Genomic DNA, 15,252 nt, shown 5'->3' on the forward strand with positions numbered 1-15,252 from the left:
TATTTAGTTAACAGTTTATAGTGTTCAGCTATGATTAGATACGTGCAAATTAGCTGTTAAAAGTAAACTGCAAACTGAGAACTGAGACTGTAAATTGAGACTGAGACTCAATATTATTCAAGTATATCCAGGAACGTAAGCCCAAAAATCACTCCGTCGCTTATAAAGCCGCTGCCGTTATATGAACGGATATAATCTATTCTTAAGAAACGGGCTTTTCCCCAACCTACATTATCAAGCCCTACAGTAAACTCCATGTAAGGATCCCTATCCGGTATGGCTAATGCATGGTAACCCGCCACCAGGTAATAATTAAGCTTGTTCATAAGCGGAATGGCATTTGTGATAAAGCCTTTAAAATTATGCTCGGCATGCACTTCAAGGTAGCTGTCGTTTGTGCTGTGTGAGTAGTAAGGCAGAAAGTTAAACACGTTAAGGTAGCGTTCAGATTTGCCTATGTGTGTCTGGTTTCCGTTAAAATGCTTGTAATCGGTAAAGGCAATATTATCCGAATTAAAGAATTTACCACCCCTGAAACTCAAGCCCAGTTCGCCCGCATTACCCAGTGTAAGGTCATAATTTACCTTAGCAGATATATGGTCAAAATTGTAGTCGCTTATACTTGATGCAAATCCTTTTTCGTACTTAAGGAACAATCGCGGGTATTTGCCGTTGGCAATATTCTCTTTGCCGTCAGGGCGAGTGATATATTTTTGGCCGAAGCTAATGCGTGTACCTATAGATGCCCTGAACATATTGTGCTTTTCAAATGCATGCGTTATGTTGTCGGCTTCTGTTGCAGGATCATACAATAAAAGCGGATTGTTTGATGTATACGGCTTGTAAGCATCTTTAAGCGTAGAGAAGTTGGTGTTGTTAAACAACGAACGCTTGCGTGTATACTCAATGCTACCGTTTAGTTGTATGCCGTTTACGATCTCTTCTTCGTAACTTAAGCGCACAAACTGGTTGTCGTACAGTTTCATGTAGTTATCCCTAAAAAACAGGGTGCTGATACTGTTTACGATCTTGTTTATGGGCTTTTCAGGATTGTATTGCTCAATGGCAGTACCTCCGTTAAGTGTCACTATTCGTCTCGAAAAATTATTGAACTTATGTGCAATCGTACCTGTGATCCTGAAGCGTTTTTCGGCGAAGCCATAGCTTAGGTCGGTACCAAAGGTTGTATAGGCGGTCCTGTCGGCATTGTACTGCGTAAAGTAAAATCCGGGCGATAAGTGATACGCCTGTACCGAGTTGAAAGCCAGCCTGCGTATGATTCCCGTATAGCTTATGTCCCAGTTTTCTTCACTGTTATGGTAGGCATACCCCACAGGTATAGAGGTCCATTTAAATTTATTACGCTCTTTATCAGATGCCTTGATAGCAGCAGGTGTGCTACTTATCTCCTGAAGACTGTCTTTGCGCCTGTAATCTCCTGCTTCTTCCGGTGTAAGCGGAATAGGGCGTGCGCTTCTCCAGTAGGAATCAGGTTTTTTATTGGCACCGTCTTCAAACGATTGTATCTCGGCTGTAAATGTTTTTGGCTTGAACTCAGGGTTAATACTGAAGTTACTGTACACCGATGAAAAAGTACCTGAACTGCTCAAGCCAAAAAGTCCGGCTTCAAAATTCAGTACCTGCGTGTTTTTTGTCCACACCTGAGCTTTAGCGTTGTAGCCGTAATTTTGCTTTATGTTAAGCGAGTTAATAAGTTCCTGCTCCATTTGGCTGCCTTTTATGGTAAGGTCTACAGCATACAGCTGCCAGGTATTTTCAAGGATATAAATGTATCCATTAAACGTAGGCGAATTTTCCCGTTTAGGTGTAACCCTTATTTTATTCACAAGCTGTTTGTCATTGGTGTAAAACGAACTTTCCAGATTATAGTCATAGTAGCCAAAGGCATTATCTGCAATTGGCGAAACAGCGTTCCTTTCAAAAGGGATGTAGTTATCGTAAAAATCAAAATCAGCAGCCGAGGCATTGTTAAAGCTAAAGCCTGCATCATCGCCGCTTACCTTAGAGGCTATAACACGTTCGGTTATATGGTCAGGGCTTTGGTATTTTACACGCGAAACGGTTTCCGATAAATAGAGTATGCCATTACCGGAACCATCTAACGACGACCCAAGGTCACCTATATTCTGCCCTAGTATTTTTTTAGGGACATTCTTAAGCCTGAAAACGCCACGGGAGTAGTAATCAGCGTCAAAAGAAGTGATCCTTTGTGCGTTTGCACTCCTGTTCTCAATGGCTTTTTTAATGACATCATCGGCAGGATTGTCTTTACTGGAAACAACCACCTCGTTAAGGTTAAACTGTTCTTCTTCCAGGGTTACATTAAGGGTGTGCGGCAGCGAAGCGATATCGGTAACCACATTGCGTGTCTTATAGCCTATTGACTGAAAGATAAGCGTATACTGGCCCTTCTCTTTAATGTTAAGCGTATAGCTTCCATCTTCGTTAGACGATGTTCCGTTGTATGTATCAGCCACAACTATGCTCACAAAAGGAATCGGCTCCCCTTTTTTAGAAGTTATGCGTCCTTTTACCTGTGCCAGCAGCGGCAGGCCTGCAATCAGGAAGAATAGTATAATGGCTTTTTTCATGTAGTTGTTTATGGTAAAAGCGCCTGTAGCGCCAATTCGTAACCTTTTAAGCCAAATCCTACTATCACGCCTGCCGAAACAGGAGAGAGGTACGACTGGTGCCTGAATGTTTCCCTTGAAAATGTATTGGATATATGCACTTCTATCACAGGGGCAGTAACTGCTTTTACAGCATCGGCAATGCCTATAGAGGTGTGCGTGTAAGCTCCTGCGTTAAGCACAATGCCATCGCAATCAAATCCTTTTTCCTGTATTTTGGTAATAATTTCGCCTTCAATATTGCTTTGGTAGTACTCCAGCATAATTCCCGGAAATTTAAGCTGTAGTTCGGCGAGGTAATCTTCAAAAGTCCGGCCTCCGTAAATCTCCGGCTCGCGTGTGCCCAGCAGGTTAAGGTTAGGGCCGTTTATGATAATAATGTTCATCAGTATATTTTTGTAAATTTAGCTATAAGCAAGGCAGTCTGTATTCGGTTTAATAAAAAATTTAACACTATTACCCATAAAAAAGCCGGTTAAGTCCTAAAGACAAACCGGCTTTTTGAATATTATCTAATATTTTTAGAAATAGTACCCTACAGATAACTGAAATACGTTGTTCTTAACATCAACTTCTGAAACGTCAGATACATTATTAAGACCAATTGTATAGCGAGCTTGTGCAAACAGGCCTGCTATAATTTTTAATTCTACGCCACCTGCTGCTGCAAGGTCAAATTTTTTGGTTTCAAGGATATCATCGGCATCGCTTACAAGGAAAGAAAACTGAGGACCTGCCATTACACTAAACCTGTCTGGTAAGATATAAAACTTAGCCATTACCGGTACAGCGATATAATCAAGATTGATATCCTCTGCGATATCTAAAGCTGTGTCTTTGTAAGTTGCACCCTGTGAAGAGAATAAACCTTCTGCCTGTACAGAGAAAGTGGGTACAAGGTTGAGTTCTAATACCGCTCCTGCATGAAAGTTAGTAATTCCGTCGGTGTTAACATCACCGCTAAAGTTAGCAAAGTTAGCACCTGCCTTGATACCAAAGTCTATGCCTTGTGCCTGCATTGCAAAGCTTCCCGCCAGCGCTGCAAATAAAAAAATGATCTTTTTCATTGGTTACGAATTTTTATTAATGATTGATTAAAAATACTTAGGTCATTATTTACCCCACAAAAGTAAAGAAAAGTAGTACTAATATAAATGTTTTTAACCGTTTTTTGGCTGTTATATGCTAACAGCTTCGTTTTGTGAGCTATAAGTAAATGTGTTGAAAGTGCGATTATATATGTAAAACTCTGAATTTCTTTATTGTAAAATGTATTGTAAAAACAAAACCCTCTTCTGAATTAACAGAAGAGGGTTTTTCCACTTAAAACAATAACACCATTACTTCCAGCCACCACCCAGTGACCTGTATAATTGGGCCACAGCGCTAAGCTGGTCTCTCTTTAATGCCGCCAGGTCCAGTTCGCTTTGCAGCACATTGCTTTGTGCTGTAATCACTTCCAGATAATTGGCCATGCCGCTTTGAAACAGCTTGTCGGCATTGGTTGTCGCTTTTTGCAGGTTGGCCACTCTTTCTGCCGCAAACTCCTGCTCCTGTTTAAGCTTCTCTACTTTTACTAAAGCATCAGATACCTCTCCTACAGCTCTAAGCACCGACTGCCTAAAGGCAATCACCGCTTTTTCGCGCTCTACTTTGGCAACCTCATATTGGGTCCTAAGCTGCTTTCTCTGCAACAATGGCTGCGTAACGCTACCAGCCACCATACCAAATAAAGACGCAGGCATATTAAACCAGTTATTTGATTTAAAAGAATTTAGCCCGCCTGCAGCTGTAATATTCAGCGCCGGATAAATTGATGCTTTAGTTATACCTACCCGTGCATTGGCAGCAGCCAGATCATATTCTGACGACTTTACATCGGGTCTGTGACTAACGATTGATGATGGAACTCCTGAAGAAAGTTCTTTATGAAGATGTGTAAGATCTAAGGTTGTATTTCTCGCGATTTCGCCGGGCAGTACACTTGTAAGTATGCTTAAAGCATTTTCCTGAAGCGTTACCTCTTTTTCAAGCTGGGGTAAAATTTGCGCAGCCCTAAGCCTTTGCGCATCGGTTTGCTGTAATGCAAGTGCCGTTACCTGGCCTGAATCAAACTGCATCTTTACAATACGCACTGTGTTTTCATTAAGTGCAAGGTTCTTTTTAGCTATGGCCAATTGCGCATCAAGCATAAGCAGATTATAGTAACCCTGTGCCACGCTTGCCACGATGTTTGTCTGGATCAGCTTTCTTGCTTCCTCTGTTTTAAGGTAAAGTGCAAGCGCTTCTTTTTTACGGCCTCTTAGTTTACCCCAAATGTCGGCTTCCCAGGAAAGTGATCCGCTGGCATTGTAGTCTTCAATATGGCTTGTATTCAAAAAGCTGCTAAGGCTGATGCCGTTTAAGCTGTTTTGTGATGGGATAGTAGTATTTGCAGTAACCCCAAAGTTAAGCTGCGGTACATTATTCCATTTTGTCTGCGTTAGCTGAAGCTGTGCCGCTTCAATATTTTTAAGTGCAGTCTGCATATCATAGTTATTGGTAACAGCTTTGCCTATAAGCTCCTGAAGGTTTGCATCAGGAAAAAACTGTTTCCACTCTATGGTTGCAACACTTGTGGTGTCGTTGCTTGCCGGGGCATTTCTGTACGCCTGCGGAAGTTCCGGTTGTGGTGTTTCTATATCTTTAGACACTTTACAGCCTGTAAGTATCAGGAATGCAGTAAAGAGAAGATAAATATTATACGTTTTCATTTTATGTGGTGCTATATATTTTAAGTTGCCCAAAATTTGGTAGTACCTTACCCACGGCCCCTCCCTTGAGGAGAGGGGAGCGGGCAGATAAAAAACACAATAATTAAGGCTCGAAAATTTATTTTACTAAATGCAATTCTTCTTTCAGGTGCTCTACGGCTTCGGCGCCTGCTGCTTTAAATGGCACACCCGATACTTTTTCCTGAAGGTACTGGAACACGATAAACAATACAGGAATGATAAACAATCCTAATACTACCCCGGTTATCATACCTCCGGCCGCACCTATACTGATAGAGTGGTTACCCTGTGCAGATGGCCCTACGGCACCCATCATTGGTATAAGTCCCACGATAAAGGCAAGTGATGTCATAATGATAGGGCGAAGCCTTAGTTTAGCTGCCTCAAGCGCTGCAGATAACAAAGTTTTACCGGCTCTGCGTCGCTGAACGGCAAACTCTACAATAAGGATCGCATTCTTGGCAAGCAGTCCTATAAGCATTACAAGTGCTACCTGTACATAAATGTTATTAGAGATGCCTGTCATGCCTATGGCGGCAAATACACCAAATATTCCTGTAGGTATAGATAGTACTACGGCCATTGGCAATATGTAGCTTTCGTATTGTGCTGCAAGTAAGAAGTACACAAACAGTAAGCTCATCATGAATACTACTGCCGACTGGCCTCCTGAGATTATCTCTTCCCTTGTCATACCTGAGAACTCATACGAGTAACCCGGCGGCAGGTGTTTAGCAGCAACTTCTTCTACAGCTTTAATGGCTGCACCAGAGCTGTATCCCGGTTTAGGGATTGCATTTACACCCATAGAGTTGAAAAGGTTATATCGTGATGCATTTTCAGGTCCGTAAACCCTTTGCAGTTTAACCAGTGTGCTAACAGGAACCATTTCGCCGGTTTTGTTTCTAACGAATACGCCACCTAATGATTCTGATGTAGAACGGTCATCTTTATCGGCCTGAACCATAACACGGTAGTATTTACCAAATCGGTTAAAGTCAGATACCTGTGCACTACCATAATAGGACTGGACGGTAGACATAAGCTCCCGCACGCTAACGCCAAGTTGTTCTGCCTTAACATCATCAACCTCCATTTCATATTGAGGGTAATCTGCCCTGAAAGGTGTAAATGCAACGGCTATTTCAGGACGTTTCATCAGTTCCATGATAAAGTTGTTACCAATACCGCTAAATTTATCCAGTTTACCGCCGGTACGATCCTGAAGTACAAAATCAAGACCGTCGATATTACTGAAACCCGGAACGGTTGGGAAGGTAAACACGAAGAAGTTAGCGCCCTTTACCGCTGAAAGCTTTTGGCGTACATCGTTCATGATCTGGTCAATGTTCTTTACGCTTCCGCGTTCTTTATCTTCTTTAAGCAGTACGAATGCTACACCAAATGATGGGCTTGACGACTGCGTAAGCATGTTGAAACCTGCCAGTATGTTAAGAGTACGAGTATATTCTGCCGGCCTTAATACTTTTTCAACTTCGGCAAGAGCTTGGGTTGTACGTTCAAGTGATGTACCCGCAGGCATCGAAGCAGATATGGCAATGAAGCCCTGATCTTCAGACGGGATAAATCCTGACGGCGTAGTTTTTATCATCCACGCAGTTGCAAGTACTACTACTGCAAGCCCGCCAAGGCTAAACCACCTGTATTTTATAAGGAACTTAAGGCTGCCCATGTAACGGTTTGTGATCTTATCAAAACCCACATTGAAGCCTTTAAAGAACCTTTCTTTAAAGTTAGGCGCTTTATATTCATAATCTTTATCAACATCGCTATGGGTGTGGTTATGATCATGTCCTTTTAAGAACAATGCTGCAAGCGCAGGGCTCAGGGTTAATGCATTTACTGCCGATATAACGATTGCTATAGCCAATGTTAATGCAAACTGCCTGTAGAATACCCCGGTTGAACCTTCCATGAATCCTACCGGAAGGAATACTGCCGACATTACCAGTGTAATAGAGATAATAGCTCCTGTAATTTCGCTCATGGCAGATGTGGTGGCCTGTTTTGGCTGATAGCCCCGCTCCAGTTTGGAGTGCACCGCCTCTACGACCACGATGGCATCATCCACAACGATACCAATAGCCAGTACCAAAGCAAACAGTGTTAGCATATTGATAGAGAAACCAAACAACGACATGAAAAAGAACGTTCCTAAAATTGCTACCGGAACTGCAATGGCTGGAATTAAGGTTGACCTAAAATCCTGAAGAAAGAGATACACTACTATAAATACAAGTAAAAACGCCTCTATAAGAGTGTGCTCTACCTGTTCGATAGAAGCATCAAGCATTCTTTTAGTGTTATACAGCGTCAGGTATTTTACATCTTTAGGGAAGTTTTTTGACGCTTTTTCCATTAGTTGTGCAATTGAAACCTGGATGTCATTTGCATTAGAACCAGGTAGCTGCATTACTGCAATATTTACTCCCGGTTTACCGTCTACCCTTGTAAAGTTACCGTAGGTGTAAGCTCCAAATTCTACCCTTGCCACGTCTTTAAGGCGTAGTATAGAACCATCGGCGTTGGTACGAACAATTATGTTTTCGTAATCGGTAGGCTTGTTAAGCTTACCTTTATATTTAATAACGTATTCAAAAGATTCTTTACTGCTTTCACCAAATTTACCCGGTGCAGCTTCTAAGTTCTTGTCTTGTATAGCTGCTGTAACTTCTCTTGGTGTAATATTGTAGGTAGACATTTGAGATGGCTTAAGCCAAACCCTCATGGAGTAGTCTTTACTACCACCAAAAATCATTGACTGGCCTACGCCCGGAATCCTTTTAATATCAGGAATGATGTTTATCTGCGCATAGTTGGCAAGAAACGTCTGGTCATATGCTTTATCATTTTCTGTGTACATAGAAAGTACCATGATAAGGCTGTTTTGCTGTTTTGCCGTAGTAACACCTGCTTGTATAACTTCAGACGGAAGCTGGCTTGTGGCCTGCGATACCCTGTTCTGTACATTTACCGCAGCCTGGTCAGGATCTGTTCCCAGTTTAAAGTATACAGTAATAACAAGCGATCCGTCGTTACTTGCTGTAGAGCTCATATAGCTCATGTTCTCTACACCGTTTATTGACTCTTCCAGCGATGGCGCAACCGACCTAAGTACGGTCTCTGCGTTAGCACCAGGATAAAGAGCGGTTACCTGTACCGCCGGCGGGGCAATGTCAGGAAACTGTTGTAAAGGTAAATTTACGAGGCCTAATATACCTAGAATTACCAATAGGATGGATATGACCGTAGCCAGAACCGGCCGGTCTATAAATTTTTTAAACATGTTTGGTTTTGCTTAAATTGTTAGTTTGTAATTATTTAGCAGCAACTTCAGGCTGAACTTTTTCAGGAACGATAACTGTTCCGTCCTGTAGCGTTTCAAAGCCTTTAAATACTAATCGGTCGCCTGCTTTAATTCCGTCTTTTACAAGATAATCAGTGCCGCTTTTACCTAAAATAGTAATAGGGCTCTTAGTAACTTTATTGTCTTTATCCACTACATATACAAATACCTTATCCTGTACTTCTGCCGTAACAGACTGCGGAATAAGTATTACATTATCGTGGTTTATGCCAACGCGAACCCTTCCTGTATTACCTGAGCGTAATAGCCCTTTTGCATTTGGAAAACTAGCCCTGAAAGTTATGGCACCTGTAGTTCTGTCAAACTGGCCGTCTACCATATCAATCTTGCCTTTTTGCTCATATTCGCTGTTATCAGCTAATACTAAAGCAACCGGAGGCAGCTTTTTAAGTTTGTCGTTTAATGTATTGCCTTCAAATTTATCTTTGAATGCTATAAAATCAGCTTCCCCAAGAGAAAAGTATGCATGTACTTCCTGAATGTCAGATAGTAACGTAAGTGGAGTAGGGTCGGCAGCAGAAACAAGGCTTCCTTGTTTTTTAGGCAGGCGTGTAATATAACCGTCTACAGGTGCAGTTATTAATGTGTAGCCAAGGTTGATTCTTGCTGATGCTACGGCAGCCTGCGCCTGATTTTTATTTGCTTCGGCAATCTTAACAGACGCTTTAGCATTCTTAAGCTGAAATTCCGAAATTACCTTGCCTTCAACAAGCGGGGTCATTTTTTCAACCTCAAGTTTGGCATTTATAAGTGCACCTTCGGCACTGTTGAGCGCTCCCTGAGCATTATTAAGTAATTCGCGGTAACGGCTTTCGTTTATTTTGAAGATCGGCTGGCCTGCTTTTACAAAGGCACCCTCATCTACAAATACCTTATCAAGGTAGCCGTCTACCTGCGGGCGTATCTCTACGTTAGTCCTGCCTTCTACAGTAACAGGATATTCCTGATAGGTTACGGCCTGACCGGAGCCTACAGTGAATACAGGTACCGACACTGCCTGTGCGGCAGGGGCCTGCTCGTCTGAGCTTTTAGTGAAGCCATAAAAAGCTATGCCGGCAACAAGAACAATAGCTATGATTAAAATTATGCGTTTCATAATGAAGTTAGATTATTTAATGATGTTAAGTGATAGTCCAAAAAAATTAAAATAATAATGATGTGTTTGACTTTATGCTTTTAAACCATTTAACGGTGTTAAGTAATTCGGTAAAAAAAAGCAAAATTGCTAAAGATGTAGATTCATGATATAATTGAGTTAGATTATTTAATGGTGTTAAGTGGATTGGCAAATTTTTTTATTCTTCTTTTATATACCGTACAATACCGGCGATTGCGTCTTTTAATATTTGTTTATTGATCTCGTCAGATAATCCGTTACCTACAATGTTTATTGAAATAAGTCCGTGGATAACCGAAAAGAACAGGAAGTATTTCTGTTTAATTACTTCCGGTTTAGGTTCTTTAAGTCCCATGATCTCAGAAATTACAGATGTTATCAACACGTATGGTGCGTCTGTATCCGTATTTCGTTGGGCACAGCAGGTCATTTCCACGCCGTACATCAACTGGTACATTTCCTTATTCTTTAAAGCAAAATTCCAATAAGCAAGCCACATTGCCTCTAATTGCGCAGCAGCATCTTCAGACTCTGCCTTTGCAGCCTCAAGGTCTTTTGTTAAGATCATAAAGCCTTTACACGTCAATTCTTGTAGTATAGCCTCTTTATTAGAGAAATATTCGTAAATAATCGGAGCTGTATATTCAATTTTGTCAGCAATCTTACGCATGCTCAGGCCCTGCCATCCTTCTTCTTTTACGATTTCTCTGGCAGCCTTAAGTATATTAGAACGGGTTTCTTCCTTCTGTCTTAAAATTCTCTCTTTACTTCCCATTTTTATAGCTTTTAAATTACTTAACAGCGTTAAGCAAAGGTAAGGTGTATATTTTTATCAACGCAAATTTTTTGCATCATTTTTTCTTATAATAGTCATAGACATATCTTATACCCTAGTAAAGAAAGATCTTTTCAAGGTCTTCTTTGCAAATAGGCTTTAAAAAATATCCCTTTACAGCCCCGTCAAATTCTTTCGATTTGTTGATATCAACCTCGTTATTAGACGAGCTTATCATATATATCGTGGGCTTTTTAGCGAGAGAGCCCGATATTTTATTAAATTCTTCAAGAAACTGCCAGCCGTTCATTATCGGCATATTTACATCTAATAGTATTAAATCCGGCAAAACTTCGCCTGACGGATTTGTCTTAATATGCTCTATGGCGTCATGACCATTAATAAAAAAAGTAGATGCAACGTCTATTCCGTTCTGTTTAAACAGGTTTTTTAGCAGGAAATGATAAATCTTATCATCATCTATTACAAAAAGGTTGCTAATCTTCTTCATCAAAGTAAATTTTAAATGTCGTTCCTTTGTTTAGTTCACTGGTCACTTCAATCTTTCCTCCCATTGCCTCAACCTGGTTTTTAGTAATAAAAAGGCCAATTCCCCTGGCATTTTGGTTTTTATGAAAGGTTTTGTACATCCCAAAAAGGGAGTTTTTATGTTTTTTAAGATCTATACCCAATCCGTTATCAGAAATGGATAATATCTTCCTGCCGTCAATGATCTCAAAATCATACGAAAGCATCGGCTTTCTTTCCTGACTTGAATATTTAATGGCATTCGTTGTAAAATTAAGCAATATACTCTCAAGATAGGCAGGATTATAGTTTACTGTAACATCCAGCGGTATGTTGATTTCGATATCTACATTGTGCTTTTTAATTTCGTTATGCAGTATGTTGAGTATGTTTTTAAGGTAGTGCCTCAGGTTCAGCTGCTCACGTACATTCTTTATCTCTGTTTGTATCTCTACAAGTTCCTTAAGGTGGCTTATGGTAATGCTCAGCCCGTTTGAGATAGCTTCCAGGTGCTCCAGCATCTCTTCACGTTCTTCTGCATCTGCAGTTTTAAATAAATCCAGCAGCATTTTAAGGTTACTTGCATGCGACCTTAAATTATGCGAAACTATATGTGCAAAATTATTAAGGCGGTTATTCTGGCTTACAATTATATTTATGGTGTTGCCCAGCTCTACTTCTTTCTCCTTAAGCAGGTTAATGTCTTTTAGCGTACCTATAACCCTTGCAGGCTTACCCTTGGCATCATAATCAACAACACTGCCGCGACTAAGCACCCAGCGGTATTTGCCTTGGTCGGTAACGACACGATAAATGCTTTCGTAAGTTGCATTCTTCTTCTTAAAATAATCGGTCTTACTTTTATTATATGCCTCCATATCATCAGGATGGATGCGGCTTAACCAAAAAGTATTCGGAAAATAAGCAGGCACCTCTGTTTTACCCAGCATTTTCATTAGCTGTGCAGAGAGGTATACCACATTGGTCTTCATGTCCCAATCCCATATTCCTTCCGATGCCGCTTTCAGAGCATAGTGGTAACGCTCTTCCGATAAGTGAAGTTTTTGTTCCTGGCGCTTAAATTCGGTAATATCGGTTACCCTGCCATAAAAGCTCACTGAGCCATGGGGCTTAAGTTCAGGCTTCGCTGTTATTTGCATCCATCTTAGCCCCTTAATGGGCAGGTTTACCCTGAATATATTGTCCCATTGAGAGATGGTTTTTCTCGATTTTTCAAGGCTGCTTATAAATGGCTGCAGGTCTTCTTCAAAGATTCGCTCGCGGAAATATTTAGTAGGATCTGTTATGAACACCTTAGAGGGCGTTTCGAGTAAGTCATTAATACTCTCGCTTAAAAATATAATGGCATAGCGTTTTGAGTCACTGTTCCAGCGTATCTTAAATATAAGATCCGGAACCTGACTTAAAAGCTTTTCATAAAAATCACTCAGGCTTTCACCATCAACAATATCAGGATTATCAAAAACCTTCATCTCCCCATTTTCTGTTTTAATGCAAGTCTTAAAATTAATAACTTTTATTAAAAAAAAGGGTCTTTTATTTAATTATTATCGTCTTGGGTGGTAAGTATTGAGTACGTTACTGAGAAATTTTCTGTCAATGTGCATATAAATCTCTGTCGTCGTGATAGATTCATGGCCCATCATTAGTTGTATGGACCGTAAATCAGCACCGTTTTCAAGCAGGTGCGTGGCAAACGAATGCCTGAAAGTGTGCGGGCTTATTGTCTTGGTAAGTCCAATTTTCTTCGCTAGGTCTTTAATTATGGTAAAGATCATAGCGCGGGTAAGGCTCTTGCCCCTACGGTTTAGAAACAGGGTATCTTCATGCCCTTTTTGTATGGTAAGCTTATTGCGTTCAGCTTCTATATATATGTTGATGTATTTTTGTGTAAAGCTGCCAATAGGAACAAAACGCTGTTTATTGCCTTTTCCTGTAATTTTGATAAACCCTTCATCAAAATAAAGGTCAGATAATTTTAAGGTAACCAATTCAGATACGCGCAACCCGCAACTGTATAATGTTTCTAGCATGGCACGGTTGCGCTCTCCCTGAGATCTGTCTTCCTTATCTCTTTTATTCATTTCAACTGCACCAATAAGCGCATCAATTTCTGAAGTTGAAAGCGTATCAGGTAGTTTTCTGCCAATTTTTGGCACCTCAATAAGCTCCATAGGGGTATCTTTCCTATAATCTTCAAAGATTAAATAGTTAAAAAAACTCTTAAGGCCCGAAATTATCCTTGCCCTTGTACGCGGATTCAACTCTGACGCAATATGGTAAACAAACTGCTGGATTATTTCTTCATCTATAACAAGCGGAGAAACCTCAATTGCATTATTATCAAGGTATTCCACCAGTCTTCGCACGTCAAAACAGTAATTTTCTACAGAATTTACAGAGAGGCCGCGCTCTATCTTAAGGTATGATTTATAGTCGCTTATGAATTTAATCCAACTTTTCATACGTGGTTAAAGTTATGTGAATTAAGAATCCTTTCGGAATTACGCCAATTTTAATGCTATAATTTTGAAATACAAAACTAAAACCTATAAAAATGAAAAATCTATTTAAAACACTTTCAGCAGCAGCATTACTATTTGCAGGAGCAACAGTATATGCACAGGATCCAAGCAACACTAACATGTCACCAAGCTTTGGTGTAAAAGGTGGGGTTAACTTTGCAACAGTAACAGGCGATGATTTTGACAGCCCTGATTCAAGAACAAGCTTCCATGTTGGTTTATTAGCCGAATTTCCGCTTGCAGAGATATTCTCTTTACAAGTAGAGGCACTGTATTCAGGACAGGGATTTAAAAGTGATGTAAACGGAGGTATCTTTGGTGGAGAAGGAAAAGTAGAGTACCAGCTAGATTACATTAATGTGCCGGTACTTGCTAAGGTGTATCTGATAGAAGGATTAAGTATTGAAGCAGGTCCACAGTTCAGCTTTAAGGTAAATGAAGAGATTGATGCTGATGCAAATGCAGATGGGGGAGACCTTGACGTTAACGAAGCAGAAGATTTTGAATTTGGCGTGGCTGCAGGCCTTACATTCCAAACAAAAATGGGATTATTTGCAACAGGTCGTTATAACTTAGGTATAACAGATGTTGTAAAAGACCAGGATATTAAAAATTCGGTTTTCCAGATTGGTATCGGTTACAAATTCTAAGACCTTATCATCTTATAAAAGTAAAAGCCCCATGCAACGCATGGGGCTTTCTTATTTGAAAAACTAATTATATTAGAATTTGTAAACTATACCAAAATTGATATCAGTAAGGTTTGCACCAATGTTGAAAGAATCTGTAGATTCTGCACCATCAACGTCCGGTTTAACCGTGTTGTATCCTAAAAGACCGAAAGTAGCCTCAAGAGCGATATGCTCAGATACAAAATAACTAATACCAGGAGCAAGACCTACGTTTACACCGTTAGATTTAGACTCTCCAGGTACACCATCCTGATCCGTTTTTTGTGTAGCATAACCTAAAGAAAGCTGGCCAAAGAAAGAAAAGTTTCTTGCAGGAGTAAAATAGTATCTACCAAAAGCTCCAACCTCAAACGTGTTTGAGTTAACGTCACCTTCACCTGGCTGCTCTTCAGTGCTTGAAGTATAGCCTAATTGTACACCAATAGCAATGTTGTCAGTTACAAAAAAACCCGCTTTTGGAGAAAAGTTGAATTGGTTAGTTTTAAAATCTCCGGTTTTTTCTGATCCGTATCCTATTGATCCGGTAGCAAAAATGTCTCCTTGTTTAAAACCTACAGTTCCTGTTGATTCCTGTGCGTTAGCAAAACCAAAAGCCATTACTGCGATAGCTGATAATAAAATTTTTTTCATTTGATTGTGATAATTGATTATTGTTGGCGCAAAATTATGACTTTTTTTAACAAGTGAAATACCCACTAATGGTGATTTTAACTAAAGCTTAACTATTGAGAATATCGATAAGCCATAAAAAACTGGAACTCAAATTGTTTGAAAATCCAGG

General features: G+C 40.2%; 12 protein-coding genes. 1 reads left to right on the forward strand and 11 read right to left on the reverse strand.

Annotation, left to right across the window (positions count from 1 at the left end):
- Window positions 1-113: 113 nt before the first annotated feature.
- The 10 genes from R1T16_RS05890 to R1T16_RS05935 form a co-directional block, all read right to left on the reverse strand.
- A complete protein-coding gene (locus R1T16_RS05890; protein ID WP_317500163.1) occupies window positions 114-2,612 on the reverse strand; it encodes a DUF5686 and carboxypeptidase regulatory-like domain-containing protein in 2,499 nt (832 codons plus the stop codon).
- Window positions 2,613-2,620: 8 nt separating this feature from the next.
- Window positions 2,621-3,037 carry a type II 3-dehydroquinate dehydratase gene (aroQ, locus tag R1T16_RS05895; RefSeq protein WP_317500164.1) on the reverse strand — a complete coding sequence of 139 codons (417 nt, stop codon included), beginning with the start codon at window positions 3,035-3,037 and terminating at the stop codon, window positions 2,621-2,623.
- 135 nt (window positions 3,038-3,172) lie between these two features.
- A complete protein-coding gene (locus tag R1T16_RS05900) occupies window positions 3,173-3,718 on the reverse strand; it encodes a porin family protein (protein WP_317500165.1) in 546 nt (181 codons plus the stop codon).
- Window positions 3,719-3,991: 273 nt separating this feature from the next.
- On the reverse strand, window positions 3,992-5,404 hold the full coding sequence (locus R1T16_RS05905; RefSeq protein ID WP_317500166.1) for an efflux transporter outer membrane subunit: 1,413 nt from the start codon (window positions 5,402-5,404) through the stop codon (window positions 3,992-3,994).
- A gap of 118 nt (window positions 5,405-5,522) precedes the next feature.
- Window positions 5,523-8,732, reverse strand: a complete 3,210-nt coding sequence (locus R1T16_RS05910; RefSeq protein ID WP_317500167.1) for an efflux RND transporter permease subunit — start codon at window positions 8,730-8,732, stop codon at window positions 5,523-5,525.
- Window positions 8,733-8,763: 31 nt separating this feature from the next.
- Window positions 8,764-9,909 (reverse strand): efflux RND transporter periplasmic adaptor subunit, encoded by a 1,146-nt coding sequence (locus tag R1T16_RS05915; protein ID WP_317500168.1) that lies wholly within the window; start codon window positions 9,907-9,909, stop codon window positions 8,764-8,766.
- A 199-nt stretch (window positions 9,910-10,108) separates the two neighbouring features.
- Window positions 10,109-10,705 (reverse strand): TetR/AcrR family transcriptional regulator, encoded by a 597-nt coding sequence (locus R1T16_RS05920; RefSeq protein ID WP_317500170.1) that lies wholly within the window; start codon window positions 10,703-10,705, stop codon window positions 10,109-10,111.
- A gap of 115 nt (window positions 10,706-10,820) precedes the next feature.
- On the reverse strand, window positions 10,821-11,216 hold the full coding sequence (locus tag R1T16_RS05925) for a two-component system response regulator (protein WP_317500171.1): 396 nt from the start codon (window positions 11,214-11,216) through the stop codon (window positions 10,821-10,823).
- A complete protein-coding gene (locus R1T16_RS05930) occupies window positions 11,203-12,726 on the reverse strand; it encodes a PAS domain-containing sensor histidine kinase (protein ID WP_317500172.1) in 1,524 nt (507 codons plus the stop codon). Before R1T16_RS05930 ends, R1T16_RS05925 begins: the two co-directional genes overlap by 14 nt.
- Before the next feature lie 75 nt (window positions 12,727-12,801).
- Window positions 12,802-13,719, reverse strand: coding sequence for a site-specific tyrosine recombinase (locus R1T16_RS05935; protein WP_317500174.1), 918 nt, complete (start codon window positions 13,717-13,719; stop codon window positions 12,802-12,804).
- Window positions 13,720-13,811: 92 nt separating this feature from the next.
- Between R1T16_RS05935 and R1T16_RS05940 the strand changes: the two genes are divergently transcribed.
- On the forward strand, window positions 13,812-14,429 hold the full coding sequence (locus tag R1T16_RS05940) for a porin family protein (RefSeq protein ID WP_317500175.1): 618 nt from the start codon (window positions 13,812-13,814) through the stop codon (window positions 14,427-14,429).
- Window positions 14,430-14,501: 72 nt separating this feature from the next.
- Here R1T16_RS05940 and R1T16_RS05945 read toward each other — a convergent pair whose 3' ends face one another.
- Entirely contained in the window at window positions 14,502-15,101 is a 600-nt protein-coding gene (locus R1T16_RS05945; protein WP_317500176.1) for an outer membrane beta-barrel protein, read from the reverse strand.
- Between the last annotated feature and the right edge of the window lie 151 nt (window positions 15,102-15,252).

Origin of the sequence: Flavobacterium sp. DG1-102-2, assembly GCF_033042555.1 — a bacterium.
In the GTDB taxonomy this organism is placed as follows: domain Bacteria; phylum Bacteroidota; class Bacteroidia; order Flavobacteriales; family Flavobacteriaceae; genus Flavobacterium.

Bases quoted from the DNA above. Each gene is read 5' to 3' on its own strand.
- R1T16_RS05890 (WP_317500163.1), bottom strand. From the start codon at position 2,612: ATGAAAAAAGCCATTATACTATTCTTCCTGATTGCAGGCCTGCCGCTG.
- aroQ (WP_317500164.1), bottom strand. From the start codon at position 3,037: ATGAACATTATTATCATAAACGGCCCTAACCTTAACCTGCTGGGCACA.
- R1T16_RS05900 (WP_317500165.1), bottom strand. From the start codon at position 3,718: ATGAAAAAGATCATTTTTTTATTTGCAGCGCTGGCGGGAAGCTTTGCA.
- R1T16_RS05905 (WP_317500166.1), bottom strand. From the start codon at position 5,404: ATGAAAACGTATAATATTTATCTTCTCTTTACTGCATTCCTGATACTT.
- R1T16_RS05910 (WP_317500167.1), bottom strand. From the start codon at position 8,732: ATGTTTAAAAAATTTATAGACCGGCCGGTTCTGGCTACGGTCATATCC.
- R1T16_RS05915 (WP_317500168.1), bottom strand. From the start codon at position 9,909: ATGAAACGCATAATTTTAATCATAGCTATTGTTCTTGTTGCCGGCATA.
- R1T16_RS05920 (WP_317500170.1), bottom strand. From the start codon at position 10,705: ATGGGAAGTAAAGAGAGAATTTTAAGACAGAAGGAAGAAACCCGTTCT.
- R1T16_RS05925 (WP_317500171.1), bottom strand. From the start codon at position 11,216: ATGAAGAAGATTAGCAACCTTTTTGTAATAGATGATGATAAGATTTAT.
- R1T16_RS05930 (WP_317500172.1), bottom strand. From the start codon at position 12,726: ATGAAGGTTTTTGATAATCCTGATATTGTTGATGGTGAAAGCCTGAGT.
- R1T16_RS05935 (WP_317500174.1), bottom strand. From the start codon at position 13,719: ATGAAAAGTTGGATTAAATTCATAAGCGACTATAAATCATACCTTAAG.
- R1T16_RS05940 (WP_317500175.1), top strand. From the start codon at position 13,812: ATGAAAAATCTATTTAAAACACTTTCAGCAGCAGCATTACTATTTGCA.
- R1T16_RS05945 (WP_317500176.1), bottom strand. From the start codon at position 15,101: ATGAAAAAAATTTTATTATCAGCTATCGCAGTAATGGCTTTTGGTTTT.